This is a genomic window from Micromonospora sp. WMMD723, assembly GCF_049863385.1.
Taxonomy (GTDB): Bacteria; Actinomycetota; Actinomycetes; order Mycobacteriales; family Micromonosporaceae; genus Micromonospora; species Micromonospora wenchangensis.
Genome location: NZ_JBMKNR010000001.1, coordinates 6,579,477 through 6,603,286, shown reverse-complemented (window position 1 = coordinate 6,603,286; position 23,810 = coordinate 6,579,477). Strand labels below are relative to the sequence as shown.

At 73.5% G+C, this 23,810-nt stretch carries 23 protein-coding genes; 5 read left to right on the top strand and 18 right to left on the bottom strand.

Features of this window, described 5'->3' with window-relative positions; genetic code table 11:
• Positions 1 to 19: 19 nt before the first annotated feature.
• From ACN261_RS28600 to ACN261_RS28575, 6 genes are all read right to left on the bottom strand, one after another.
• Positions 20 to 406 carry a hypothetical protein gene (locus ACN261_RS28600; RefSeq protein WP_425853128.1) on the bottom strand — a complete coding sequence of 129 codons (387 nt, stop codon included), beginning with the start codon at positions 404 to 406 and terminating at the stop codon, positions 20 to 22.
• 118 nt (positions 407 to 524) lie between these two features.
• The gene (locus tag ACN261_RS28595; RefSeq protein ID WP_421482762.1) at positions 525 to 1,091 is read right to left on the bottom strand and encodes a TetR/AcrR family transcriptional regulator; all 567 of its coding nucleotides are present in this window, start codon (positions 1,089 to 1,091) and stop codon (positions 525 to 527) included.
• A gap of 6 nt (positions 1,092 to 1,097) precedes the next feature.
• A complete protein-coding gene (locus ACN261_RS28590) occupies positions 1,098 to 3,461 on the bottom strand; it encodes a PEP/pyruvate-binding domain-containing protein (protein WP_425853124.1) in 2,364 nt (787 codons plus the stop codon).
• A 128-nt stretch (positions 3,462 to 3,589) separates the two neighbouring features.
• Positions 3,590 to 5,380 (bottom strand): sensor histidine kinase, encoded by a 1,791-nt coding sequence (locus ACN261_RS28585; RefSeq protein ID WP_421482760.1) that lies wholly within the window; start codon positions 5,378 to 5,380, stop codon positions 3,590 to 3,592.
• Positions 5,377 to 6,066 carry a response regulator transcription factor gene (locus ACN261_RS28580; protein WP_425853123.1) on the bottom strand — a complete coding sequence of 230 codons (690 nt, stop codon included), beginning with the start codon at positions 6,064 to 6,066 and terminating at the stop codon, positions 5,377 to 5,379. The genes ACN261_RS28585 and ACN261_RS28580 overlap by 4 nt, the downstream gene beginning before the upstream one ends.
• 233 nt (positions 6,067 to 6,299) lie before the next feature.
• Entirely contained in the window at positions 6,300 to 6,857 is a 558-nt protein-coding gene (locus tag ACN261_RS28575; protein WP_363794066.1) for a hypothetical protein, read from the bottom strand.
• A gap of 127 nt (positions 6,858 to 6,984) precedes the next feature.
• On the opposite strand from ACN261_RS28575, the gene ACN261_RS28570 reads away from it, so the two are divergent.
• On the top strand, positions 6,985 to 7,575 hold the full coding sequence (locus ACN261_RS28570) for a DinB family protein (protein ID WP_421482757.1): 591 nt from the start codon (positions 6,985 to 6,987) through the stop codon (positions 7,573 to 7,575).
• Between the two features lie 42 nt (positions 7,576 to 7,617).
• On the opposite strand, the gene ACN261_RS28565 is transcribed toward ACN261_RS28570, so the two are convergent.
• From ACN261_RS28565 to ACN261_RS28550, 4 genes are all read right to left on the bottom strand, one after another.
• Positions 7,618 to 8,286 (bottom strand): DUF2306 domain-containing protein, encoded by a 669-nt coding sequence (locus tag ACN261_RS28565; protein WP_421482756.1) that lies wholly within the window; start codon positions 8,284 to 8,286, stop codon positions 7,618 to 7,620.
• A 148-nt stretch (positions 8,287 to 8,434) separates the two neighbouring features.
• Entirely contained in the window at positions 8,435 to 9,106 is a 672-nt protein-coding gene (locus ACN261_RS28560; RefSeq protein ID WP_307826029.1) for a response regulator transcription factor, read from the bottom strand.
• Positions 9,103 to 10,233 carry a sensor histidine kinase gene (locus tag ACN261_RS28555; protein WP_425853118.1) on the bottom strand — a complete coding sequence of 377 codons (1,131 nt, stop codon included), beginning with the start codon at positions 10,231 to 10,233 and terminating at the stop codon, positions 9,103 to 9,105. Before ACN261_RS28555 ends, ACN261_RS28560 begins: the two co-directional genes overlap by 4 nt.
• Positions 10,234 to 10,314: 81 nt before the next feature.
• Positions 10,315 to 11,424, bottom strand: coding sequence for an FAD-dependent monooxygenase (locus ACN261_RS28550; RefSeq protein WP_425853116.1), 1,110 nt, complete (start codon positions 11,422 to 11,424; stop codon positions 10,315 to 10,317).
• Positions 11,425 to 11,498: 74 nt separating this feature from the next.
• Between ACN261_RS28550 and ACN261_RS28545 the strand changes: the two genes are divergently transcribed.
• The 3 genes from ACN261_RS28545 to ACN261_RS28535 all read left to right on the top strand — a co-directional run bounded on the left by ACN261_RS28545 (position 11,499) and on the right by ACN261_RS28535 (position 14,072).
• On the top strand, positions 11,499 to 12,101 hold the full coding sequence (locus ACN261_RS28545; RefSeq protein ID WP_425853114.1) for a TetR/AcrR family transcriptional regulator: 603 nt from the start codon (positions 11,499 to 11,501) through the stop codon (positions 12,099 to 12,101).
• Between the two features lie 154 nt (positions 12,102 to 12,255).
• On the top strand, positions 12,256 to 12,966 hold the full coding sequence (locus ACN261_RS28540; protein ID WP_425853112.1) for a ThuA domain-containing protein: 711 nt from the start codon (positions 12,256 to 12,258) through the stop codon (positions 12,964 to 12,966).
• Complete coding sequence (locus ACN261_RS28535) at positions 12,936 to 14,072, top strand: Gfo/Idh/MocA family protein (protein ID WP_425853110.1); 1,137 nt, start codon at positions 12,936 to 12,938, stop codon at positions 14,070 to 14,072. Before ACN261_RS28540 ends, ACN261_RS28535 begins: the two co-directional genes overlap by 31 nt.
• 31 nt (positions 14,073 to 14,103) lie before the next feature.
• On the opposite strand, the gene ACN261_RS28530 is transcribed toward ACN261_RS28535, so the two are convergent.
• Positions 14,104 to 15,168 (bottom strand): GNAT family N-acetyltransferase, encoded by a 1,065-nt coding sequence (locus ACN261_RS28530; RefSeq protein ID WP_425853108.1) that lies wholly within the window; start codon positions 15,166 to 15,168, stop codon positions 14,104 to 14,106.
• Between the two features lie 31 nt (positions 15,169 to 15,199).
• Between ACN261_RS28530 and ACN261_RS28525 the strand changes: the two genes are divergently transcribed.
• Complete coding sequence (locus tag ACN261_RS28525; RefSeq protein WP_425853106.1) at positions 15,200 to 15,730, top strand: MarR family winged helix-turn-helix transcriptional regulator; 531 nt, start codon at positions 15,200 to 15,202, stop codon at positions 15,728 to 15,730.
• A gap of 40 nt (positions 15,731 to 15,770) precedes the next feature.
• Here ACN261_RS28525 and ACN261_RS28520 read toward each other — a convergent pair whose 3' ends face one another.
• The 7 genes from ACN261_RS28520 to ACN261_RS28490 all read right to left on the bottom strand — a co-directional run bounded on the left by ACN261_RS28520 (position 15,771) and on the right by ACN261_RS28490 (position 23,721).
• A complete protein-coding gene (locus tag ACN261_RS28520) occupies positions 15,771 to 17,105 on the bottom strand; it encodes an extracellular solute-binding protein (RefSeq protein WP_425853104.1) in 1,335 nt (444 codons plus the stop codon).
• Positions 17,102 to 18,142: a caspase family protein gene (locus ACN261_RS28515; RefSeq protein WP_425853102.1), complete on the bottom strand. Its 1,041-nt coding sequence runs from the start codon at positions 18,140 to 18,142 to the stop codon at positions 17,102 to 17,104. Before ACN261_RS28515 ends, ACN261_RS28520 begins: the two co-directional genes overlap by 4 nt.
• Entirely contained in the window at positions 18,129 to 18,530 is a 402-nt protein-coding gene (locus tag ACN261_RS28510; RefSeq protein ID WP_425853100.1) for an effector-associated constant component EACC1, read from the bottom strand. The genes ACN261_RS28515 and ACN261_RS28510 overlap by 14 nt, the downstream gene beginning before the upstream one ends.
• A gap of 554 nt (positions 18,531 to 19,084) precedes the next feature.
• Complete coding sequence (locus ACN261_RS28505) at positions 19,085 to 20,029, bottom strand: acyltransferase domain-containing protein (RefSeq protein ID WP_421482743.1); 945 nt, start codon at positions 20,027 to 20,029, stop codon at positions 19,085 to 19,087.
• A gap of 150 nt (positions 20,030 to 20,179) precedes the next feature.
• On the bottom strand, positions 20,180 to 20,533 hold the full coding sequence (locus ACN261_RS28500) for a hypothetical protein (RefSeq protein WP_421482742.1): 354 nt from the start codon (positions 20,531 to 20,533) through the stop codon (positions 20,180 to 20,182).
• A 987-nt stretch (positions 20,534 to 21,520) separates the two neighbouring features.
• A complete protein-coding gene (gene aroC / locus ACN261_RS28495; RefSeq protein ID WP_425853098.1) occupies positions 21,521 to 22,699 on the bottom strand; it encodes a chorismate synthase in 1,179 nt (392 codons plus the stop codon).
• A gap of 5 nt (positions 22,700 to 22,704) precedes the next feature.
• Positions 22,705 to 23,721, bottom strand: a complete 1,017-nt coding sequence (locus ACN261_RS28490; protein WP_421482739.1) for a pseudouridine-5'-phosphate glycosidase — start codon at positions 23,719 to 23,721, stop codon at positions 22,705 to 22,707.
• Positions 23,722 to 23,810: the final 89 nt, after the last annotated feature.

The following is a 23,810-nucleotide window of genomic DNA, read 5'->3' as shown; positions in this document are numbered from 1 at the left end:
GTCCACCCCGGGCTGCCGGTCAGGCGACGCGGTGCGGGGCGAACCCGTTGGAGCAGTCGGCGATGGTGACGCTCTGCGAGAAGCGCAGCGCGTCCCGCCGGGCCCACCCGTTGATCCCGGTGCTGGTGTTGCGGACGAAGAACCACAGGTCACCGGTCAGCGTGGCGCAGTGGACGTCGATGTTCTGGTTCGGGTACCCCTGGCCCCTGGGCTGGCAGTCCTGGTGCGGGTAGGCGCGGATGAAGGTTCCGTCGCCCCAGGAGATCCCGCCCCCGCTGTAGAGGTCCGGGTGCTGCCCGTGGCCGTCGCAGTGTGCGCTGGCCGGGCCGGCGGGTATCAGGGCCAGCACCGAGCCGCTCACGGCGAGGGTCAGCGCGGAGGCGACGGAGAGAATCTTGGATCGCATGGAAGTCCCCTGTCGATAGGTGACGATCACTGTCCACAGAGGATCGCACGGGTGGGGTGCGCCCGCACGGCGAACGGTCCGCACCCGGGCGACGCCGACCCGGCCCGACCGCCCCTCGTCAGGCGAAGAGCAGGTCCAACTGGTGGTCGAGGGCGGCGGTTGCCTGGGCCGGGGTGTACTGCCCGCCGAGCAGGTACACCCCCAGCCCCTCCACCAGCGCCAGCAGCCCCGCCGCGGCGTCCGACGCCGGTGCACGCGGCAGCAGCCCGGCGACGAACTCCACCAGTTGCGCGGTGTCCGGCCGCAGGCCGGGGGCCGCCGCCGGGTGCAGGGCGGTCCAGGACAGGAACGCCAACGCCACCCGCCCGTCCTCGCGCGCCGCCTCGTCCAGCGGCAGCAACGCCGCAAGCAGGGTGCGCAGCAGCAGCCGGGGCTGCGGGTCCGGCCCGAGCGCCGCGACCGCCGCCTCGACCCGGGCCCGACCCCGGTCACGGACGACGGACAGCGCGAAGGCCATCATCTCGTCCTTGGTGGTGAAGTAGTGCTGCACCATGCCGGCGGACACCCCCGCCTCGGCGGCCACGTGCCGCAGGCTCACCGCCTCCAGACCCCGGTCGGCGGCGACCCGCATGAGCGCGTCCGCGATCAGCGTGCGGCGTTGACGGGGATCGACCTTCCTGGGCATCGGGGCCTACCGTGCCGTCGTCACGGTGCCGGCCGCGCCGTCCACGGTGATCACCTGACCGGTGACGATCCGTGAGGTGGCGCCCGGCACGCTGATCACGGCCGGGATGCCGTACTCGCGGGCCACCGTGGGACCGTGCGCCATGATCGCGCCGGTCTCGGTGACCAGCGCCCCGGCGGTCAGGAACAGCGGCGTCCAGCCCGGGTCGGTGGTGGCGGTCACGAGGATCTCCCCGGGTTCGAGGTGCGCGGTGGCCGGGTCGGTGACCACCCGGGCCGGGCCGGTCACCCTACCCGTCGCCGCCCCCACGCCCCGCAGCAGTCCCACCCCGTCGGCGGGGGCCGGCAGGGTGCTCTCCACGTCGGTGCCGTCGGACAGCAGCGCCACCGGCACCACCCGGCGGCGTAGCTCGCGCCGGTGGGTCGCCCGGCGTCGCGCGACCAGCCCGGTCAGGTCGGCACCGTCGAGGGCCGCCTCGACCTCGTCGAGGGTGAGGAACATGACGTCGTCCGCCGCCGGGAACAGCGTCGCCCCGATGAGCAGCAACTGCTCGCGTACGGTCCGGAGCCGGTACAGCCCGGCGAACTTCCCGGCCTCCCGCAGCCCCGCCAGCCGTCGTGCCCGCCGCAGCAGGAAGATCGCGATCCGGCCCCGGACCGGGCGACGTCGGCGGACCCGGGCGGCCAGCTCGTCGAGCGCGGCCCCGGCGGCTGCGGCGGCCCCGGCGAACCGTCGGTCGGGTGCCTGCGTGGGGTCGGTCAGCCGCAGGTAGTTGGCGACGGCCGCGAAGACCGGGGTGGGGTCCTCGGCCCAGCGCGGCACACCGACGTCGGCCTCGGCCGCCGCCCGGTGGCCGTAGCGGGACAGGAAGGCGGACAGGCCGATGTCGGGGAGCGCGCCCCGCTGGTACCGGGCCGCCAGTTCGGCCGGTGGCGTGTCGAGGATCAGCTCGCGGTGCGGGCGGGCGGCGTCGGCCAGCGCCCACAGCGCGAGATCCATCTCGATGGTCACGTTGTGCGGGACGCCGCGCAGCACGGCGTGTATCTGGTCCTCGGTGGCGACCCCCTTGAGCAGGTGCGCGGGCAGCGCCGAGGCGAGCATCCCGGCCACGATCGGCCAGGTGATGTCGTCGGCGGCACCGCCGTCGCCGTCGCCGTGGTCGCGGACGAACCGCAGCCGCTCGTGGGCCGTCCGCAGGTGCGTGGGCGCCGCCGACTCGGCCCGTAGCCGGTCGACGGCCGCGACCAGCCGACGCCGTGCCGCGTCCGGTCGCGCCAGCGCCCGCAGGATGCCCCGCAGCGCCCGCAGCGCCGTGCCCAACGAGGCGTCCGCCGGGCGGCGGCGGGAGCCGTCGCCGGACGGTGCGAACCGGGGGTCGCGCAGGATGTGCTCCATCACCGCCTGGGCGCGTGGCCCGAAGTCGACGGCCATCAGCCGGACGAGCCGTCGGCGGCTGGCGGGCCGGCGGACCAGGTCGGTCAGGTCACCGTAGAGCCGCCCGCCGATGTCGACGATCTCCACCCGCATCCCGAGCGAGGCGACCATGGCGGCGATCATCGCGCGGAGCGTGGCCATGCCCATCGGGGTGACCGGTCGCAGCATCCCCTGCACGTTGCCGAACTCGACGTACACCCGCAGGTCGTCGGTCTGCGGCGGCGCCGGGAACAGCGTGCTGACCGGCCGCGACTGGAGCAACCACAGCGTCCCGTCGTGGTCGGTCGCCCACTCGACGTCCTGCGGCGTGCCGAAGTGCGCCTGCACCCGCCGGCCGGCGGCCCACAGCTCGCCCTGCCACCCGGGGTCCGCGCTGCCTGCCGGATCGGCCAGCACGACGCGCGTCACCTCGGTGCTGCCGTCGACGACCGTGGTGCCCGGCCCGACCTCGACGAGCATCTCGGTGCGGTTGCCGGTGACCGGGTTCGCCGTGTAGAGCACGCCGGCCCGGACCGGGGCGACCATCCGCTGCACCACCACCGCCATGCGCACGTCGGCGGGGTCGGTCCCGCGCGCTTCCCGGTAGGCCGCCGCCCGGCTGCCGTGCAGCGATTCCCAGCACGTGCCGATCGCCGCCAGCAGGTCCGCCTCACCCTCGACGTCCAGCACCGTGTCGTGCTGACCCGCGAAGCTGGCGTCCGGCAGGTCCTCGTCCGTCGCGCTCGACCGCACCGCCACCGGCCCGCCGCCCAGCCGCGCGTACGCCGCCCGGACCTCGTCCTGTGGAACCACCCCGGCCCGGTGCGCCTCGGTGGTCACGCAGAAGCCCTCGGGCACCCGCTCGCCCGCGCGGATCAGCTCGCCGAGACCTGCCGCCTTGCCGCCGACCAGCGGGACCAGCCCGGCATGTGCCTCCGCCAGGGGGATCACCGACACCTGCGTCTCACTTTTGCAATACGACTGCATTGCAAAGAAGATACGCGGGTTGCAGTGCAACTGCAATGTAAAAAATCCGGCCGCACCCGGAACCAGCCGCCGGTGGGCGTGACTGACGGCTGCGGCGTTCAGCCCCGGGCCGGGACGACGATCGGCAGCCGGACGGTGAAGGTGCTACCCCGACCGAGGTCGCTCTCGACGCCGATCGTGCCGCCGTGCGCCTCGGCGAGCTTGCGGGCGATCGACAGCCCGAGCCCGCTGCCGCCGGTGCTGCGGGTGCGGGAGTCGTCGGCCCGCCAGAACCGGTCGAAGATCTTCGCCTGGTCGGCGGGGGCGATGCCGGTGCCGGTGTCGGACACGGCGATGGCGAGCTGGTCGTCGCGCACCTCCAGGCGCACGGTGACCGACCCGCCCGCCGGGGTGTGCCGTACCGCGTTGGCGACGATGTTGCCGACGATCTGGCGCAGCCGGGCCCCGTCGACCGCCATCTCCAGGTCGACGCCCACCGCGGTGCCCAGCCGGACCCCGGCCGCCTCGGCCGCGCCCCGGTGCGCCTCGACGACCTGCTCCAGCAGGTCGGCCACGAAGTACGGTTCGCGGTGGATTCGCAGGTCACCGGCGTCGGCGGCGGCCAGGTCACGCAGGTCGTCGATGATGTGCTGCAGCAGCAGCGCCTCGTCGAGCAGCAGGGTGAGCAGCTGCGTGTCGAGCTGCGCCAGACCGTCCTGCGCGGCCTCCAACCAGCTGCGCATGTTGGTCAACGGCGTCCGCAACTCGTGCGCCACGTCGCTGACCATGCTCCGGCGCAGCGCCTCGGTCTGCTCGCGCCGGGCGGCGAGATCGTTGAGCGCGGTGGCGAGCATGCCGATCTCGTCACGGGTGGTCACCGGAACCCGGGCCGGTTCGTCCATCGGCTGCCGGGTCGCGTCGGTGAGCGCCCGCAGCGGCCGGACCAGCCGCCGCCCGACCAGCACGGTGATCAGCACGGTGGCCACCAGCACCGCCCCGGTCACCTGGGCGATGCGGACCACGTTCGCCCGGGACAGGTTGAACACCGGCTCGGCGCCGCCCTGCGCCTCGTCGGTGACGAACAGCAACGCCGGTGGCGCCACGTACGCCCGGAGCTGGGCCGTCCGGGCCTGCTGCAGGCAGCCGGCGATCTGCCGGTCGAAGCGGGTGTCGCGGCTCGGTGCCGCGGTCCGGTCGGCGCGGATGTCGACCCGGGTCGGTGCGCCCAGCTCCCTGAGGCAGGTCTTGGTCAGGGTCTCCAACTGGGCGATTCCGGCGGCCTCGCTCGGCATCGGGCGGGTCAGCTCGTCGGGCAGGCAGAACCCGACGATGCCCCGGTCACTCGGGTCGCTCACCTGCACCGAGGCGCGGCCGGCCGGATCCACCACGACCCGCGCGTCCGCCCGGGACTCGGCGCGTACGCAGCCCAGCTGCCGCTCGGCCATCTCCCGGGTGGTGGTGCTCTCCCGCTTGGTCAGCCGGTACGGCCCGACCGCGCGCGGATCGACCCGCTCGGTCCCGCCGGTCAGGCCGAGGTCGACCTGCAACGGGTCGACGGTCGCCGACGGCCGGGCGGTCTGCAGCGAGGGACCGTCCGGCGCGGAGTCGGCGATGACCTGCCGGTCCGGGGTCATCAGGGTGATCCGCCGTTCGAGCCGGTCGGCCCGCTCGGCGAGCACCGCGTCGACCCCGGCCCAGTCCCGGTGGGTCGCCGCGTGGTCCAGCAGCGTGTCGTAGATGCTCTTGTCGTCGGCGAGCGAGCGCCCCTGCTCCTGTTGGATCGCCCGGGTGGTCGACTGCACGGCCAGCCAGGTCGTCGCCAGGATCGCGCAGACCGCGACCAGCAGCGAGGTGGCCAGCAGCCGCACCACCAGGCTGCGGTGCAGGGGGACCCGCGGCTGCCGGGTCACGACGCGCCGGCGCTGAGCTTGTAGCCGACGCCGTAGACGGTGAGCAGCTGCTGGGGCCGGCGCGGGTTCGCCTCGATCTTGCGGCGCAGGTTCATCACGTGGACGTCGATGGTGCGTCCGGTCGACTCCCGGTCGACGCCCCGGGTGTGTTCGAGCAGTTGCACCCGGCTGAACACCCGGCCGGGCTGACGGATCATCGCGGCGAGGATGGCGAACTCGCCGGCGGTGCAGTCGACCGTGGTGTCCCCGGCGGTGACCAGGCGTCGGGACTCGTCGACGGTGAGCCGTCCGAGCCGGTGCACCGGTGACTCCTGGGGCGTCGTACGCACCCGCCGCAGCAGGGTGCGCACCCGGGCCACCAGCTCACGCGGGCTGTACGGCTTGGTCATGTAGTCGTCGGCGCCCAGGTCCAGCCCGCGCAGCAGGTCGTCCTCGGCGGACCGCGCGGTCAGCATCAGCACCGGCACGTCCGACTCCTGCCGCAGGATCCGGCAGACCTGCATGCCGTCCAGTTTCGGCAGCATCACGTCGAGCAGGAGCAGGTCGAACGCCTGGTCCCGGGCCTGACGCAGCGCCGTCTCGCCGTCGGCCACGACCGTCGCCCGGTGGCCCGCTGCGGTGAGGTAGCGGCGCAACGCCTCGGCCTGCCGCGGATCGTCCTCCGCGAGCATCACGTGTGCGCACATGCTGGGGAATATAGAGCAGGTCAGAGGGGTCGAGGATCGAGCGGAAGGCGGTGACACCGGGCACCTCCCGGTCGGTGCGCAGCTCGGCGGGCGGGTGACGGGGAGATCCGACGTTCGTGAGAAAAAGGTCATGTCCGGTCCTGACCGGTTCCTGACAAACCGGTGGCACCATCGCCGGCGGGACGACCGTCGGCGGCGTCGCCCGGGGTGGGCGACGCCGCCGTCCGGCGCGGCTACTTGCGCTTCGCGGCGACCTCGCGCTCACACGCCGGGGAGTACTTCAACCCCTTGGAGATCGACTCGGAGTCGTTGTTCTTGCCGCCGAAGGCCCAGCCCGTGCCGTCGGCGCCCACCTCGACGTACCGGACGCCCTTGTCCTTGAGGCACTTCACGACGTCCCGGGCGAAGTCCTTGGCCTCCGGGTTGGCCGGGTCGAACTCCCACGGCGGTAGCGGCATCAGGTGCTCACACGCCTTGCCCGCCTTGCTGGTCGCGTCCGCGCCGGTGCCGTCGCTGCGCCGCTTGGTGACGTCGACGCCGTGCTCGGTCAGGCACTTCATGTACGGCTTGAGGCGTTCCTTCTGGTCCTCCGGGGTGTCGTCGAGGCGTTCCCGTGGCCGCTCGTCCTGCGGCGTCGTCGCCGACGCGGCAGGGGTGGGCGCGCCGGTCTGGAGGGTGGCCACCTCCGCCCCACCGGTGCTGCCCGCGGCGGGTGGGGCCTCCTCGGCGGTCGAGCACCCGCCGACCAGCAGTACGCCGCTGCACAGCGCAGCCATCAGTTGCTTTCTCATCCTCACGCCTCCGGTCAGCTCTGCGGCGATCCCGCCGGGGCCCAGCATCACCGTCGACTGTCAGGAAGCTGTTTGCCGCGACGGGCCCGCCCGACGGGTGTCGTACCGGTGGGGGAGACTGCCGGGCATGACGGAACGGAGCGATCCGAAGGCGACACTGCTGCACTACCTCCAGACCACCCGCGACGACCTGGTGTGGAAGCTGGAAGGGCTCGACGAACGTGAGGCCCGGCTGCCCCGCACCGTCACCGGCAACAACCTGCTGGGCCTGCTCAAGCACTGCCTCAACGTCGAGGCCGGCTACTTCGGCCTCACCTTCGGCCGGCAGTTCCCCAGCCCCGGCGAACTGGTCCCCGAGCACGTGTACGACGAGGACCCGCAGGCGGACTGGTACGCGCGGGCGGACGAGACGAAGGACGGCCTGATCGACCTGTACCGCCGGGTGGCCGAGTTCGCCGACCGGACGATCGCCGAGTTGCCGCTCGACGCGCCGGGGCGGGTGCCATGGTGGCGGCCGGGGCACCAGGACGTGACCCTGCACCAGATCATCGTCCACGTGACCTGCGATCTCGCCCGGCACGCCGGCCACGCCGACATCCTGCGCGAGCAACACGACGCGACGGTCGGCTGGCGGCGGGAGAGCCCGCAGGTCATCGACCACCAGCAGCGGCTGGCGTACGTCGCCAAGCTGACCGCGCTCGCCGACCGGTTCGCCTGACCCGCCGACCGGCCCACCCCGGGGAGGGGGCCGTCCCGCCCGTCATCCCGTGGCGGCGAGCGTCGCCGGCCGGGCCGCCGCGGCCGGGTTGGGCCGCCGTCTGCGGATCAGCCACTCGGCGACGAGCAGGTTGAGCGTCCAGGCCGCACCCATGAGCAACGCCCGGGACAGTTCGGTCGTCGGCCCCACCACCAGCGCCCAGGTCGACAGCAGCACCCCCTGGGTGCCCGCGCCCTGGGCGATCGCGTAGCCCCGCATCATCCAGGCCCGGTGCTGGGGCAGCCGGCGTCGTCGGACGGCCACGAACCCGGCGGCGACGGCGACGAACATGCCGGCGGCGAACAGGTACCGCAGCACCATGAGCAGCGGGCCGTCACCGGGTGGCAGCGGATAGGTGGCGTTCATCCACCAACCGGACGCGGCCACCACCAGTCCACAGCCGACCAGGGCCCGGCCCGCCCGGCGGTGCCAGGCCCGGTGACGCCGCCGGAACCCCGGCGCGAACTGGAACGCCCCCAGCAGGCTGAACGTGACGGCGGCGGCGATGTGCAGCAGCACCGGGACCGGCGCGGCGAAGAAGCGTTCGTTGGCGGGGGTCACCTCGGCCCCACCGGCGAGGGCGGCCACCCGCAGCGCGCTGCCGAGGGTGGGCAGCGCGCTGAGCGCGATGAGCCCGGTGAGGAGGGGCCAGTCCCGTCGTCGCGTCGTCATGACCCGAGCATGGCGACCGGGGCCCGGCCGGTTCATCGGTCCACGGGCCGCCGTCGTGCCGGCCGATGGTCGGGGTCGCCGACCGTACTTTCGGCGGCGTCCACCCTCGACCGTCCCCGCCGAGGCCACGCCACCGCCGGACGTCGGCTCAGCCGCCGCGCAGCCGGTCGGTCTCGTACGCCCACATCGCGACCTCGACCCGGTTACGGGCCCCCAGCTTCGCCATCAGGCTGGCGACGTGCGTCTTGACCGTGCTCAGCGTGATGTGCAGCTCGGCGGAGATCTCGGTGTTGGTGCGTCCCCGGGCCACCGCGCCCAGCACCTGCTCCTCCCGGTCGGTGAGCCGGTCGACCGGCTGGCGGGGCGGGGTGGCCGGACCGGCGTCGGCGAATGCCCGGAGCAGCCGGGTGGTGACCTGCGGCGCGATCAGCGCGTCCCCGGCGGCCGCCGCGTGGACGGCCTGGGTGAGCAGGGCCGGGCCGCAGTCCTTGAGCAGGAAGCCCCGGGCCCCGGCGCGCAGTGCGGCGTAGACGTACTCGTCGAGGTCGAAGGTCGTGATGACCACCACCGCCATCGGGTCCGCGACTCCCGGCCCGGCCAGCAGCCGGGTCGCCTCGATCCCGTCCACGCCGGGCATCCGGATGTCGAACAGGCACACGTCGGGGCGCAGCCGCCGGGCCAGCTCGACCGCCCGCTGCCCGGTGGCCGCCTCGCCGACCACCTCGACGTCGGGCTGGGCGGCGAGGATCATCGCCAGCCCGGTCCGCACGATCTCCTGGTCGTCGGCCACGAGCACCCGTACCCGGGTCCCGCCGTTCATGCCACGGCCCGGGGCAGCGCGGCGGTGACCGTCCACCCGTGGTCCTCCTCGGGGCCGGCGTCGAGCGAGCCGCCGAGCAGGTGGGCCCGTTCCCGCATCCCGACCAGCCCGTAGCCGTCGCGTCCGGGTGCCGGCGGGCCGACACCGTCGTCGTTGACCCGCAGCCGCACCGTGTCCTCGTCGGCCACCACCCGCACGGTGATCCGGGTCGCGCCCCGGGCGTGCCGGCGGGCGTTGGTGACCGACTCCCGGGCCAACCGGCAGATCGTGGCCGCCACCGGGGCCGGCAGGCCGTCCAGGTCGCCGACCAGGTCCACCTCGACGGCCGGCCCGCCACCGGTCCGGCCCGCCAACTGCCGCAGGTCGGCGATGCGGGGGCTCGGCAGCCGGTCGGCCGGCTCGTCGCGGCGCAGGGCCCGGACCAGGGCGCGCATCTCGGTCAGGGCCTGGCTCGCCTCCGTCTCGATCAGCCGCAACGCGTCGGCGGCGGCCGAGGGACGGGTCTCCAGCAGGGCCAGCCCGGCCTGGGCCCGCACGGCTATCGCCGACACGTGGTGGGCGACCGTGTCGTGCAGGTCGCGGGCCAGCCGTTCCCGCTCGCGCAGCGTCACCTGCTCGACCTCCCGTCGCCGGGCCCGTTCCCGCCAGCGCAGCGCGGCCCCGACCGCGAGTGCCGCCGCGACCACCCCGGCCCCGCCCAGGGCGTCGTCCGGGTCGAGGTGACCGACCACAGTGGACCAGATGATCTTCGCGGCGACGAGGGTCGCGCCGAATCCGGCCTCCCGCCCCGACCCCCAGCGGGTCAGCGCGAACACCGCCAGCAGCAGGTAGGCAAGCGTGTGCAGGCCGAGGTCGCCACCGACGACGACCTCGCCCACGGCGCAGACCGGGAAGGCGACGAGCGTCACGAGCAGCGGCCGGCTCCGCCGCCACAGCAGGACCGGGGCGAGACCGACGCCGATCAGGACCGGCACGGCAGCCGGCTGCGGCAGGCTGCCCCACCGCAGGAGCCCCTCCATCAGCGCCGTCGCCGCGAGCAGGGCGACCAGCGTCGCGTCGCGCCACCCGTGCGGCGTCGGGCGCGCCGGGCGGGGCTCACGCCACCAGGATCGCAGCAGCTCGCGCACGGGGAAATCGTACGGGCGGCGGGCGTCCGTCAGGTGCCCCGGCGGCGCGGGTGGGCAGCGTCGCCGGGGTGCCTTCCCGGGTCAGCCGGCCGGCAGCAGGCGGGCGAGCGCGTTACGGACGGCGACGCCCGCCCGGCTCCCCGGGACCAGCACCGACGCCACGAGGCCGGTGGTCCGCCCGCGCCGGTCGGTGCGGCGGCGGTGCTCGGCCTCGTAGCGGCGCAGGGCGGCGACGGGCTCGTGCCCGGCGAGGGCGACGGCCAGGGTACGGGCGCCGGCGATGGCCAGGCTCGACCCGTCGCCGAACAACGACACCGAGGCCGCCGCGTCGCCGAGCAGCGTCACCCGCCCGGTGGACCAGCGCGGGAGCACCACCCGGGTGACCGTGTCGAAGTAGAGGTCGTCCGCCTGCCGGGCCCGGGCCAGCAACTCGGGGACCCGCCAGCCACGCTCCCGGGCGTACGCGTCGGTGAGGATCTGCCGGTGCCGGGCCGCGTCGGTGTGGTCGAAGTCGACGACGGCGGGGTGCCGGAAGATGAAGGCGACCCCCGCCTCGCCCCGGACCGGGTGGATCGCGACGAGCCGGCCCGGTGTGTTGTGCAGCAGGACGTCGTGGGGGTGCTCCGGTGCCTCGCCGAGCGGTGTGGTGGCCACGTAGAGGCCGAGGTGGCGCACGAGGTCGCGCTCCGGGCCGAAGGCGAGCCGGCGGACCGTCGAGTGCAGTCCGTCCGCGCCGACGACCAGGTCGAAGCGGCGGGGCGGGCCGGTGGCGAAGGTGACGTCCACCCCGTCGGGGTCCTGGTCGAGTCGGGTGACGGTGTCGTCGTACCGGAACTCGGCGTCGTCGCGGGCCGCGTCGTGCAGGATGCGGGCGAGGTCGGCGCGGGGCACCTCGATCTCCGCCGTGCCGGCCTGGCTGCGGGTGGCGGGCATCGTGATGCGGCGACCGGGCCGGCCCGTCGGGTCGACGATCCGCACGCCGGTGGCGTGGGTGGCCGCCGCCCGCAGGGTGTCCACCAGGCCCATCTGTTTGACAACCGGCAGGGCCGGGCCACGGACGTCGACCGGGTTGCCGCTGGACCGCTGTCCGGCCGCGCGTTCGACCACCGTGGGCCGCCATCCCGCGCGGGCCAGCCAGTAGGCGAGGGTCGGGCCGGCCACGCCGGCCCCGGAGATGAGCACGGTACGCACGACCCGAACTTTTCCGCACTCAGTGCAGAATTGCAATGAGTGCGTATTTGCGTCCGGTGCGCTAAGGTGTGCCGATGTCCCTCCGCGAGCGCAAACGGGCCCGTACCCGGCAGGCGCTGGTCGACGCCGCCGTCGACCTGTTCGGACGCCAGGGCTACGAGGCGACCACCATCGCCGAGATCGCCGCCGCCGCCGACGTCGGCACCCGCACCTTCTTCAGCTACTTCCCGAGCAAGGAGGATCTGCTCTTCCCGGAGGCCGACCGTCGGGTGCGCGTCGCGCTCGACGCCATCGCCGGCCGGTCGCCGGACGAGGAACCGGCCGAGGTGCTGTTGCGCGCGCTGCGGCAGGCGAACGACGAGAGCGGGGACATGACCGGTCCGCTCGCCGCACTGCGGATCCGGCTGACCATGGAGGTGCCCGCCGTCCGGGGCCGGGCCCTGCAACTGCAGTGGGAGAGTCAACGCGAGATCGCCAGGCTGCTCGCCGCCGCCTACCCCGACCGCCTCGACGAGGTGAGCGCCGCCGCCCTGGTCGGCGCGTTCGTCGGTGCGGCCACCGCCGCCCTGACCACACTCCTGGAGGACCCGCGACGCCGCGCCGACCCGGCCGCGGTCCGCGCGTCCCTCCAACAGGCCACCGAGGTCGCCCTGCGCCCGTGGACGCCCACGCCCTGAACCCCGGCCCCGGGGCGGCCGCGATCCACGGGACCGATCGTGTCGGCGGATCCGAGTACGGTTCTCGATGCCCGGCCGGCACACCCGGCGGGCGGCCCGTGGCCGGGGCGGTCTCGGCCGGCCCGGCCGGCGACGGACCGTGGAGGGAGCGAGCGTGACGCAGCGCAGAGCACTTGTGGTACGTGGTGGCTGGGAGGGACACCAGCCGGTCCGGGCGACGGAGTTGTTCCTGCCGTTCCTTGAGGACAACGGCTACTCCGTACGCGTCGAGGAGTCCACCGAGGTCTACGCCGACGCCGACGCGATGGCCGGCACCGACCTCGTCGTGCAGTGCATGACGATGGCGGAGATCACCGCCGACCAGGTGGCCGGCCTGTGCGCGGCGGTCGTCGCCGGTACGGGCCTGACCGGCTGGCACGGCGGCATCGTGGACGCGTTCCGCGCGTCGTCGGACTACCTGCACCTGGTGGGCGGCCAGTTCGCGACCCACCCGGGGCGGGAGCCCTGCGAGCGGCGCGGCGGCGAGGAGGACAACTTCCTCCCGCACACGGTGACGGTCACCGACCTCGGCCGCCAGCATCCGATCACCGCCGGGATCGCCGACTTCGAGCTGGTCACCGAGCAGTACTGGGTGCTGCACGACGACCTGGTCGACGTCCTGGCCACCACCGTCCACCCCACCCGGGACTGGCACCCCTGGCACCGGCCGGTCACCTCGCCGGCGATCTGGACCCGGCGCTGGGGCGCCGGCCGGGTCGTCGTGACGACCCCCGGGCACAGCCTCGACGTGCTGGAACACCCGTCCGTGCGGACCGTCATCGAGAGGGGCATGCTGTGGGCGACCCGCACCGCGTCGGCGTCGTAGGGCTCGGGGTCATCTCCCGCGCCTATCTGGACACCCTGGCGCACCACCCCGAGCTGCGCGTCGTCGCGGTGGCCGACCTCGACGCCGACCGGTCGGCCGCAGCCGCCGCCACCCTCCCCGACGCCGAGGCGACGAGCGTCGCGGGCCTGCTCGACCACCCCGACGTGCAGACGGTGCTCAACCTCACCGTCCCCGCCGCCCACGTGGAGGTCTCGCTCGCCGCGATCGACGCCGGCAAGCACGTGTACGTCGAGAAGCCGCTCGCCGTGGAGCTGCCGCAGGGTCGTACGGTCCTCGACCGGGCCGCCGCGGCCGGGGTACGGGTGGGCTGCGCGCCCGACACCGTCCTGGGCACCGGCACCCAGACGGCCCGCGCGGCGATCGACGACGGGCTGATCGGGCGACCGTTGGCCGCCTCGGCCGTCATGGTCACCCCCGGACACGAGCGGTGGCACCCCCACCCCGACTTCTACTACGCCCCCGGTGGCGGCCCGTTGCTGGACATGGGCCCCTACTACCTCTCGGCGCTGATCCACCTGCTCGGTCCGGTGCGCGCGGTGACCGGGGCGGCCAGCCGGCTGCGCCCGGAACGGGTCATCGGCACCGGCCCGCGCCTCGGCCAGCGCGTCCCCGTCCTGGTGGACACCCACGTGTCGGGCGTGCTCGAACACGACAGCGGGGTGCTGTCCACCATCACCACCAGTTTCGAGGGGGTGACCACGACTGCCGCGCCGATCGAGGTGCACGGGGAGACCGGCACCCTCGCCGTGCCCGACCCGAACTACTTCGACGGCGAGGTCCGGCTGTGCCCACTCGGCGGCGACGGCTGGCAGGTGCTCGCGCCGTCGGCGGGTTACCAGGCCGGCACCCGGGGCCTCGGCCTGATCGACGCGGTCCGGGCCGACGCCACCCGGGCCCCCCGGGCGGGCGGTGACCTGGCGTTGCACGTGCTCGACACGATGACCGGGCTGCTGCGGTCGGCGGCCGAGGGCCGGCGGATCACGCTGGACACGACGGTGCGGCGACCGGCACCGGTGCCGCTCACCCCGGCCGGGCGGTGGCAGGGCGGCCGGAGGACGGAGGGGGAGGCTGTGGACGCCGGCTGACCGACGCGGCGCTGCCGGCCGCTGCTCCACGTCAGTCCCGGGGCAGCTCCCGGGCGAGGCAGACGGTGCCGTCCGGGCTGGCCACCGGCACCGGTCGGTAGCCCATCCGCTGGTAGAGGTCGATGTTGCGCCGGCTCCGGGTGCCGGTGAACAGCAGCATGCGGCGGCACTGCGGCCCGGCGGTCGCCTCGGCGGCGCGCAGCAACCACCGGCCCAGCCCTCTACCGCGCAGGTCGGGTACGACGGCGAGCCGCCCGAGGTGGCAGTCGGTGCCGTCGGTGCGGGTCCGCACCATGCCCAGCAGCCGACCGTCGCGCCAGAGGCCGATGGTGTGCCAGTCCGCCAGCCACTGGCGCACCTCCGGCACCGACTCGTGCAGCGGGGGGATGGCCAGGGTGTCGTTGACCAGTGCCTCCTCCGTCCAGCAGCAGCGTTGCAGCACGGTGACCTCGGGCGCGTCGTCGCCGGTCAGCCGTCGGGCGTAGGACCCGGGCAGCGGGCCGGGGGTGGCCCGGTCGCGGTCGCGCATCGGCCGCAGGGCGTGGGCGAGCCGGACCACCTCGTCCAGCAGGGCGGCACCGGCCGCGTCGCGGTCGGCGTCGGGCCGCAGCCGGCCGTCGCGGACGGCGTCGCCGATGCGGACGGCGACCGTGGTGCCCGTCGGGACCATGCGCAGGGCGGTCACCACCTGCTTGGCGTGTTCGACGGCGCGGGTGCCGGCCGAGGTGTGGCCGTAGCTGACGAAACCGATCGGCTTCCACGCCCACTCGGCACCGAGGTAGTCCAGCGCGTTCTTCAGCGTCGCCGGCATCCCGTGGTTGTACTCCGGGGTGACGGCGAGGAATCCGTCCGCCGCGTCGACTGTCGCGCTCCACCGGCGGGTGTGCTCGTGCCGGTGGACGCCCGACGACGGGGATTCCTCCTCGTCGAGGAACGGCAGGTCCAGGTCGCCGAGCGCCACCGGGACCACCTCGACGTCGAGTGCCGCCGCCCGGGGGGTGACCGCGTCGAGCAGCCACCGGCTCACGGCGGGACCGAGCGCGCCGGGACGGGTGGCGCAGGTCAGCGCGAGGACACGGAGCGATTTCGTTGACATGGAAACGAAGGCTAGATGCTAGATTGATTACATGTCAACAAAGTCGGGGTCGGTGCGGTGGCTGACGCCCGCCGAGGAACGGGCCTGGCGGGCCCTGCGCCGCGTGATGGTCGCCGTCCAGGCCGGCACCGCGCACGACCTGGCGGCGATCGGCCTGTCCGAGGCCGACTACGAGGTGTTGAGCACCCTGTCGGAACAGCCCGCGCAGACCAGCACCCTCGGCGTGCAGGCCGACAAGATGGGCTGGTCACGCAGCCGGCTGTCCCGGCACGCCAGCCGGATGGAAGCGCGCGGACTGCTGCGCCGTGCACCCGACCCGGCCGACGGGCGGGGCTGCCTGCTCGTGCTGACCGGGCCGGGGATGGCCGCCCTGCGCGACGCCGCGCCGGTCCACGTCGAGTCGGTGCGGCGGCACCTCGTCGACCGGCTCGCCCCGCAGGACCTCGTCGCCCTGGAGCGGATCGCCGGTCGGCTGGCGCAGCCCCGGCCCGACGACCCCGACGGGCCACCGCCGGCAGGAGCGGGCCGACCCTCGGAGGAGACCCCGGCGAACGGGGCCTAGAGCGGGAACCGGCCGTGTCGCCACTGCCACCCGCTCCGGATCAGCCCAGGGCGTCCTGCATCTGCCGCTCGAAGGTCGCCGGTATCTCCTTCTCCCCCCAGACGGCTGGATACAGGTTGTCGATGATGACCGAGGAGACCCGGTAGTAGTTCGGTGTGATCGGGCGGGGCCGGGCCTGCTTGACCGCCTCGAGTAGTTGGTCGATGTACGGAATGGTCTGCGCCGCCGGTGACGAGTACGTCGATTCGGTGGTCGGCACGAACCGTCCGTCGAGCAGGAGCTTCTGCTGGATCTCGGCGCTGGTGAGGAACTTGATCAACTCGATCGACTGGGCCTTGTGCCGGCTCTTCGCGGCCACCGCCAGGTTCTGCCCACCCAGGATGCCGGGCCCGAACAACCTGCGTACCTCGGGCTCCGGCTGGATCTCGCCGAACCACACCGGCCAGTTGCGCATGGCGGCGACGGTCTTGTTCTGGAAGGCCCGCGTGGTTTTCGCCTCGGCGGAATCCGCCTTCAGGTCGCCGGGATAGTAGAGCAGGCCCGCCTTCACCTGACTCCGCACCACCGCCATCGCCTTTTCCCACTCGTCCTGGATGATCCTCGGGGGAGTGCCGTTCTCCTCCAACAGATTCGGATTGACCGCCAGCAACTGCTCGAGGATGTTGACCACGAAAGCTTCGTCCCGGCCAAGTTGGATAGCGATCCGGGGTGGCACGGCGGGGTTGGCGGACAGCGCCCGGGGGAGACCCTCCACCCTCTCCGGAGGTGTGGTTCCCGCCTGGAAGAACAGCAGACCGACATCCGAGTTGAACGGCAGGGCATACAGCGTGTTATCCCAGTAGCAGGTCAGCAGCGGGTTACGGAGGAAGACTCGGAGCAGGTCCCCGGTGATCGGGTTGGGGATGTCCGGCGCTTTCGCATCCAGTGCGGCGAGCAGCGGCTGACCCTCCTCCGTGGTGGCTTCGGCGAATTCCGCCAGGTGCGCGGAGTCGAGATTCACGATGTCGATGGGCGTCGGGTCCCGGGGGTCGAGCAGAGCCTTGAACCTGCGACGTTGCGCATCGGTGTCGCCGTTGACTTCGACGATGCGTGCCCGGACGTCCGGGTGCCGACGGTTCCATTCGTCAACCGCCTGTTGCCGGGCACTGTTCCTGCTCTGGTCGATGCCGCTGGCGACGAGCAGTTCCTCCCCGGCCGGAAGCGGCGTGAGGTCGACCGCCGCGGGGTCCGCCGACGACGTGGGCGTCGGTCCGGTCTCCTCCGGGAGGACCAGCATCGAGAGCGCGGTCATGACGACCCCCACGACCGTCGCCGCGGTGAGCGGGAGGAGGAGGGGCGACGACAGCCGTCGCGGTGGTCGCGTCGGCAGGTTCATGAGGTACTCCGGCGTCCGGCGGTGACGGGTCGGGGGCGAGGGGGTGCCATGCACGCGCCGGTGATGAAGAAGGCCACGCAGGCCAGTACACCGGTGGCGACCCCGGCACGAAGCGCCCAGACCTCGGAGTGACCGGACCGCACGATCGCGGCGCAGGCGACGCCGACGACGAGTGACCACAGCAGCCCCCAGAACAGGTGCGGTAGCGTCACCTGCTGGCTGCGCGCGGCCGGCTCCGGTTCCGGCTCCGTGAGGCTGTCCAGCATCCCGGCGATGATCGTCGGATGGGCGTAGTTCTTGAAGATCGGCCTCCGGCCGGCGTATCCGTGGGCCTGCCTGGTCGGCAGCGGAAGATTGTTGGCCTCCAGGCGTTCGTGGGTCCGCGCGGCGATCTCCTCGATGCTGACGAACGGACCCGCGTCCGGCACGCCGTCCTTGCCCAGCACGCCGACCAGCTCGTTGGTGAAGGCCGTGAGCCCGGTCGCGGAGTCGGCACGGGCGGCCCGGTTCGGCCCGGTGGCGGCGAGCACGAACGTGCCCTCGATGGCGAGGTGCCCGTTGAGGGGGCCCATGGCCCGGGTCGCGTTGCCGGCGTAGCAGCAGTCTAGCACCAGGATCTTGTTCGGGGCGCCGCAGTGGATGAGTGCGTCCCGTAGGTGCCGGTACTCCAGCGCCGTCGCCTGCCGGTCCTCGGCCGACCCGGAGTGGGTCAGGTACAGCTCGTCCGGACTCGTCGACGAGCAGAACCCGTGCCCGGCGTAGTAGACGAACAGGGTGCCGCGGCACCGGGCCCCGGCACCTTCGATGGTCGTCAGGATCTCGTCCGCCGATGCCGGGTTCATCACTGCCGTGCACCGCGCCGGCTCCAGACCCCACGGCACGTCCTGCAGCAGTGTCAACCCCAGCTTGGCCACGTTGGCGGAGACCCCGGGGAGGTTCCGGCCCCGGTAGGAAGGGTGCCGGTAGACGGCGGTGCCGATGAGTACGGCGTGCGACACGGTGGGATCGCCGACCGGATCCCGGTCAGCATTCGTCATCGTCGGTCTCCGTCGGCGGTTGCGGTGCGGTCTCGGCCGCCGGCAGTGGGCTTCGACCGGGCGCATCCACGTGGTCTCCGTCGTCGCCGACGACGACGGTCTTTCCCTGGTGGATGATCGTGACCACGAGATCGGGCCGGCCCCTGATCGCCCGTGCCTCCCGCCACGTCCTGACCGCCATGATCAGTTCGGCCAGCCCCAGCGTCGACTGGAGGATCACCAGCAGAGTGTCCAGGTCGCCGACGCCCATCCGGGTGCCGTCCGGATCATCCTGCGGTCGTAGCCGGGAGACCGGCCAACCGCCGCCGAGCAGGGCGTTACCCCGCAGCCAGCTGGCCAGCGCGTCGAGTTCCCGGTCCGCCCCGCGCCCGGAGATCCGAAGGCGCACGGAATCGCCCTGCTCGGTCTCCTGAATGTCGGACGTCGATGTGTTCGTGCCCATGGTGATCAGCTCCCGAAATGCCGATCTGTACGGATTGTTAACTTATCATCCCATCCTGGGTCAATCGGCGGCAGTGCGGTGTCCACAGAGGCTACCCGCCGTTCGGGGCGCGTTCTCGCGGTGTCGTCACCGATGCCCCCGGGAGGGAATGAGAAGTGGTGCCGGCCGATACGTCGGTGGCCCGAAGTGATGCCGCGTGAGCGTGACGACCGTCGCGCGCACCGGCGCGCCGCCGGCGTGGCGCGACGGTGCGTGGCGACCAGTACCCGCTGCGTGAGTCATCCAATCATCAAAGGGGGACGTTGCCGGCATGATCACGGATCACGGCCCGGGTCGCCGGGGAATGTCGCCAAGGGACTCCATGCCTCACGGATGCGTGACGATGTCGATGAGGATGCTTCCGTACCGGGTCGGAAATCCGACACCTCGCGACGGGAATGCGGTCGGTATTGAATGAAACAAATGAACGCCGACCCACAGCGCCGGGCGTCGGGACACCGCTACATCGGGAAGCGGCCGTGTCGCCAGTGCCAGTGGCCGCCGGCCGCCAGGTGGTCGATGATCGCGCGTTGCAGCACGGTCCGCCGGGGCAGCTGGTCGAGCGGCGTGCTGAGCGTACGGAAGGCGAACCGGCGCACCTCGACGTCGGCGTCCGGCCCGTCGGCCGCCACGTAGGGGAGCAGCTCGAACCGGCGCTGGAACCGGATGATGTTGGAATCCTCGGGGAGGTAGTCGCGCAACTGCGGGTCGAGCAGCCAGGAGCCGCAGGAGAACGTGGTGCGTTGCTCGTCGGGGAAGTGCCGGGGAAAGAACTCGCGAGCCTCGTCGAGCGACGCGTCGACCGCCTCCGGGCTCATCGGCCCCGCGTCGGGGACGTGCAGGCCGATGGTGGTGCCGGCCCGCTCGTGCTGGAGCCGGCCCAGCTCGTAGAGGCTGCCCCGGGCGTGCAGGGTCAGCCAGCTCTGCATGACCGGCCAGCCCTCGCCGTGCATCCGCCTGTCGATCGCCAGGTTACGTCCCAGGTCGGCGAGGGTCGCCCAGGTGACGCCGTCGGCGATGCCGTGCTCGCGGTGGTATCCGCGGACCACGTCGACCAGGGCGAGGTAGGCGTACACGTAAAGATGCCGCCAGGCGGGACCCCGGTCGCGGGGCAGCTCCGGGCCGGGCGACAGCCACTCGTGCCCGCCGAGGTCGGCGCGGACCAGGGCGGTCGAGCGGTCGAGCAGCCAGCGCAGCTCCGGCGTCCACAGGGGAGAGGCGTGGTCCGGCCAGCCGGCAATGATCTCGGCGGCGTCGTCCGGTCGTACCGCCAGCCGGTCGAGGAGCGCGGGCGCGTCGGCGCGGGCGGGCAGCGGGGCCGACGGCCGGTCACCGGCGAGCCGGTGCACCCGCTCGACCTCCTCGACGGGCACCCCGAGCCGGGCGGCCACGACATCCAGGTCCACCGGCCGATCCTACCGGCCGCCGCCCCGCTGCACGGCCCGCCGGGAGGTCAGCGGTGCACCGCACCGCGCGTACCACGAAGGTCGGGTGGGTCCAGCCGCCACCAGGACGGCAGGGGGAGCCGGTCGTGCACCCCCGAGCGTCGGCAGGCGTCAGCGGTGCTGCCCCGGGAGACCGGCCACAGGGCCCTTTCCTCGCCGACGTCGCGTCCTGCCCGCCCGGGTGAGCGTGGCGGCGGCGACGAGCAGGGCCACCACGAGCGCGCCGAGGACGGTCAGGCCGGCCACCCGGGCGGCCCGCGACGGGCCCGCAGCGGTCGGCACGGCGAGCGGCCCGGCCGCGACCGGCACCGGCGGGTCGCCCTGCCGGGGCGCCAGCGCGGCGACCGCCGCGTACGCGTCGAGGGTCCCACCGCCGACCGCCCGGTGTCCACGACGGCGACCACCACCCCGGCCCCCCGGGTCAACGGCCAGCTGGTCTGCGGGGCGAGCAGGCGCAGCACCCACGGTGCCTCCCGGACCGTCACCGGCGACGGCCCGACAGAGCGTCCCGCCGTCGCCGGCAGCGGAGGTGGCTCCCCGGCTGCGGCGGAACCGGCCGGCGGGGCGACGAGAACCCCGAGGCTGCCCACCATCCCGACGATGCCGGCGCGACGGCGGCCGACCCGACCGGTCACGGCAGCGCACCCCGCGTCGCCGTCGCCGGTTTACCCGGTGCCGCCGGCCCGTCCGGCTCCGGCGGCCACGCCGGCCCGGGTGGTACCGCCGGTGCGGCCGACCCGTACGCGACGGCGACCGGGTCCGCCGGGACGGCGGAGCCGACCGAACTGATGGCCGCGCTGCGGGTCGCGACCACGGCCGGGGCCGGGGTGGCGGTGGTCGGCGGATCGGTGGATCGGTGGACACCACCGACAAACGGGTGGTCACGGCGCTGCGCGCGGCGGTCACCCGGGCACCAGCGTGGTGGTGGCGGCGCGCCCGGCGACGGCGGCGAAGGGTGCCGCCCTGCCGCCGGGGGTGCTGCGGGTCGGCGCGGTGGGCCCGGACGACCGGCTGGCGGAGGTGCACCGGCCGGGGGAGGTCGACGTGGTGGCGCCGGGCGTGGACGTGGTGGGTCTCGGGATCGGCTCGGGCTGGTCGCCCTGGTCCGCTCCAGCGCACCCCGGTTGGACGCGGTCGAGGCGGCGGCCCGGATCACGGCCACGGCCGACGGCACGGCGTAACCGGCGGCCGGACCCGACCCGTGGCACGGCTGGGGCATGATCAACCAGGCGGCGGCGGTGAACGCCACCCCGGCCGGAGTCGCCACCACCGTTGAGCGCCGGAGTCCGGCCGGCACGATCACCGGGTTTGCCGGGTGCCGTTGATCGCGGCGCTGCCGGGGTGGGCGGTCCGGGTCGTCCGGCAGGTCGGCACGCCGCCGACCTGCCGGACGTCACCGGGTCGACCCGCTGTTCGCGGCTGTGGGGCTGCGCTGCGCCGCACTCCTCGCGCTCACCGGATGACGATGGTGTCGAGGTAGCCGGTCAGGTTGCGGCGGATCTCGGTCACCGAATCACCACCGAACTTCTCCACCGCGGCCTCCGCCAACACCAACGCCACCATCGCCTCCGCCACCACCGCCGCCGCCGGCACCGCACACACGTCGCTGCGCTGGTTGATCGCCGTCGCCGGCTCCCCGGTCGTGACGTCGACCGTCGACAGGGCCCGGTTCAACGACGAGATCGGCTTCATCGCCGCCCGCACCCGCACCGCCTCACCTGTGGTGATCCCACCCTCCAAACCACCGGCCCGGTCGGTGACCCGACGGACCCCGGTCGCGGTGGGCATGATCTCGTCGTGCGCCTCCGAGCCTCGGGACCGCGCCTGCTGCCAGCCGTCCCCGATCTCCACACCCTTGATCGCCTGAATCGACATCAACGCCGTCGCCAACCGCGCATCGAGCTTCCGGTCCCACTGCACATGACTACCCAGACCCGGCGGCACCCCGTACGCCAACACCTCCACCACCCCACCGAGGGTGTCCGCGGCCTTCTTCGCCGCGTCGACCTCCGCGACCATCCGCGCGCTCGCGTCCGGGTCGAGACACCGCAACGGGTCCGCGTCGATCCGCTCAGCGTCCTCGGGCGTCGGCCGCAAACCGGGCTTCACCGCCACCGACCCCAACTCCACCACATGCGACACGATCTCGATGCCGAGGGCCTGCTTCACCAGCGCCTTCGCCACCGTCCCCACCGCCACCCGCGCAGCCGTCTCCCGCGCACTCGCCCGCTCCAGAATCGGCCGCGCATCCGTGTGGCCGTACTTCTGCATGCCCGCCAGGTCGGCATGACCCGGACGCGGACGCGTCAACGGCGCGTTACGGGCCTGACTCGCCAACTCGTCCGCATCGACCGGATCAGCGGCCATCACCGTCCGCCACTTCGGCCACTCCGAATTACCCACCCGAATCGCCACCGGACTACCCAACGTCAACCCGTGCCGCACACCACCGACAACCTCGACCTCGTCCTGCTCGAACGCCATCCGCGCACCCCGGCCATACCCCAACCGACGACGCGCCAACTCACCCGCGATATCGGCAGTGCTCACCGCCACCCCGGCCGGCACCCCCTCCAACAACGCCACCAGAGCCGGACCATGCGATTCACCTGCAGTCAGCCAACGCAACACCGCGGTCACCCCCGTACGCCGGGCAGGGCGTGCGCCACCCCGGCGACGATCGGGGCCGGGGCGTCGGCGGGGGCCGGGTTCCCGAGGTCGGCCAGGTGGCGGGCGTGGGCGGCGGCGAGGTGACCCCCGGTCCGGGCGGTGCTGATCAGCACCGCCATGTTGGCCCGGGAGGACCGGCCCTGGGTGGCCGCGTCGACGGCGCGCATCAGGTACTTGGTGATGGCGTTGCCGCGTACCCCGTCGCGTCGGGCGGCCACCATCGCCTCCTCGATGGCCCGGTCGACCTCGGCGTCGTCGACGGCCTCCGCGGCGTCGACCGGGGTGGTGATCAGGAAGGAGCTGTGGTTGCCCAGGGCCCAGTGGTTCTCCACCGCGCGGGCGATGACCGTCGCGTCGTCGACCCGGCAGGGGCTGGGGATGCCGCTGGAAACGCAGTAGAAGGCCGGGAAGTCGGCGGAGCGGTAGGAGACCACCGGCACCGAGTGGGTCTCCAGGTACTCCATGGTCAACCCGAGGTCGAGGATCTTCTTGGCCCCGGCGCACACCACGGCCACCCGGGAGCGGGTGAACTGGATGAGGTCCGAGGAGATGTCCATGCTGGTCTCGGCGCCCCGGTGCACCCCGCCGATGCCGGCTGAGGCGAAGAACGCGATGCCGGCCAGGTCGGCGGCGATCAGTGAACTCGCCACGGTCAGCGCGCCCATGCCGCCCTGGGCGAGCGCCACCGGCAGGTCCCGGGCACTGACCTTGGGGATGCCCGGCGTGGAGGCGAACCGTTCGATGTCCGCCGCCGTCATGCCGACCCGGATCACCCCGTCGTCGACGGCGACCGTCGCCGGCACCGCACCGCCCTCCCGGACCGCGTCCTCCACCCGGTGCGCGGTGGCGGCGTTGTCCGGGTACCGCAGGCCGTGGGTGATCACGTTGGACTCCAACGCCACCACGGCCCGTCCCTCGGCGAGGGCGTCGGCGACCTCCTCACTCAACCGCACCTCGACGGTGGAGTGGACCTTGCGTGTCATGCTGGCTCCTCGGTCGGTCCGGTCCGGTGCGTCGGGACCGGTGTCGGGCAGGGCGGGTTCGGGCGGGGTCGGTGCGGGCCGGGATCGGC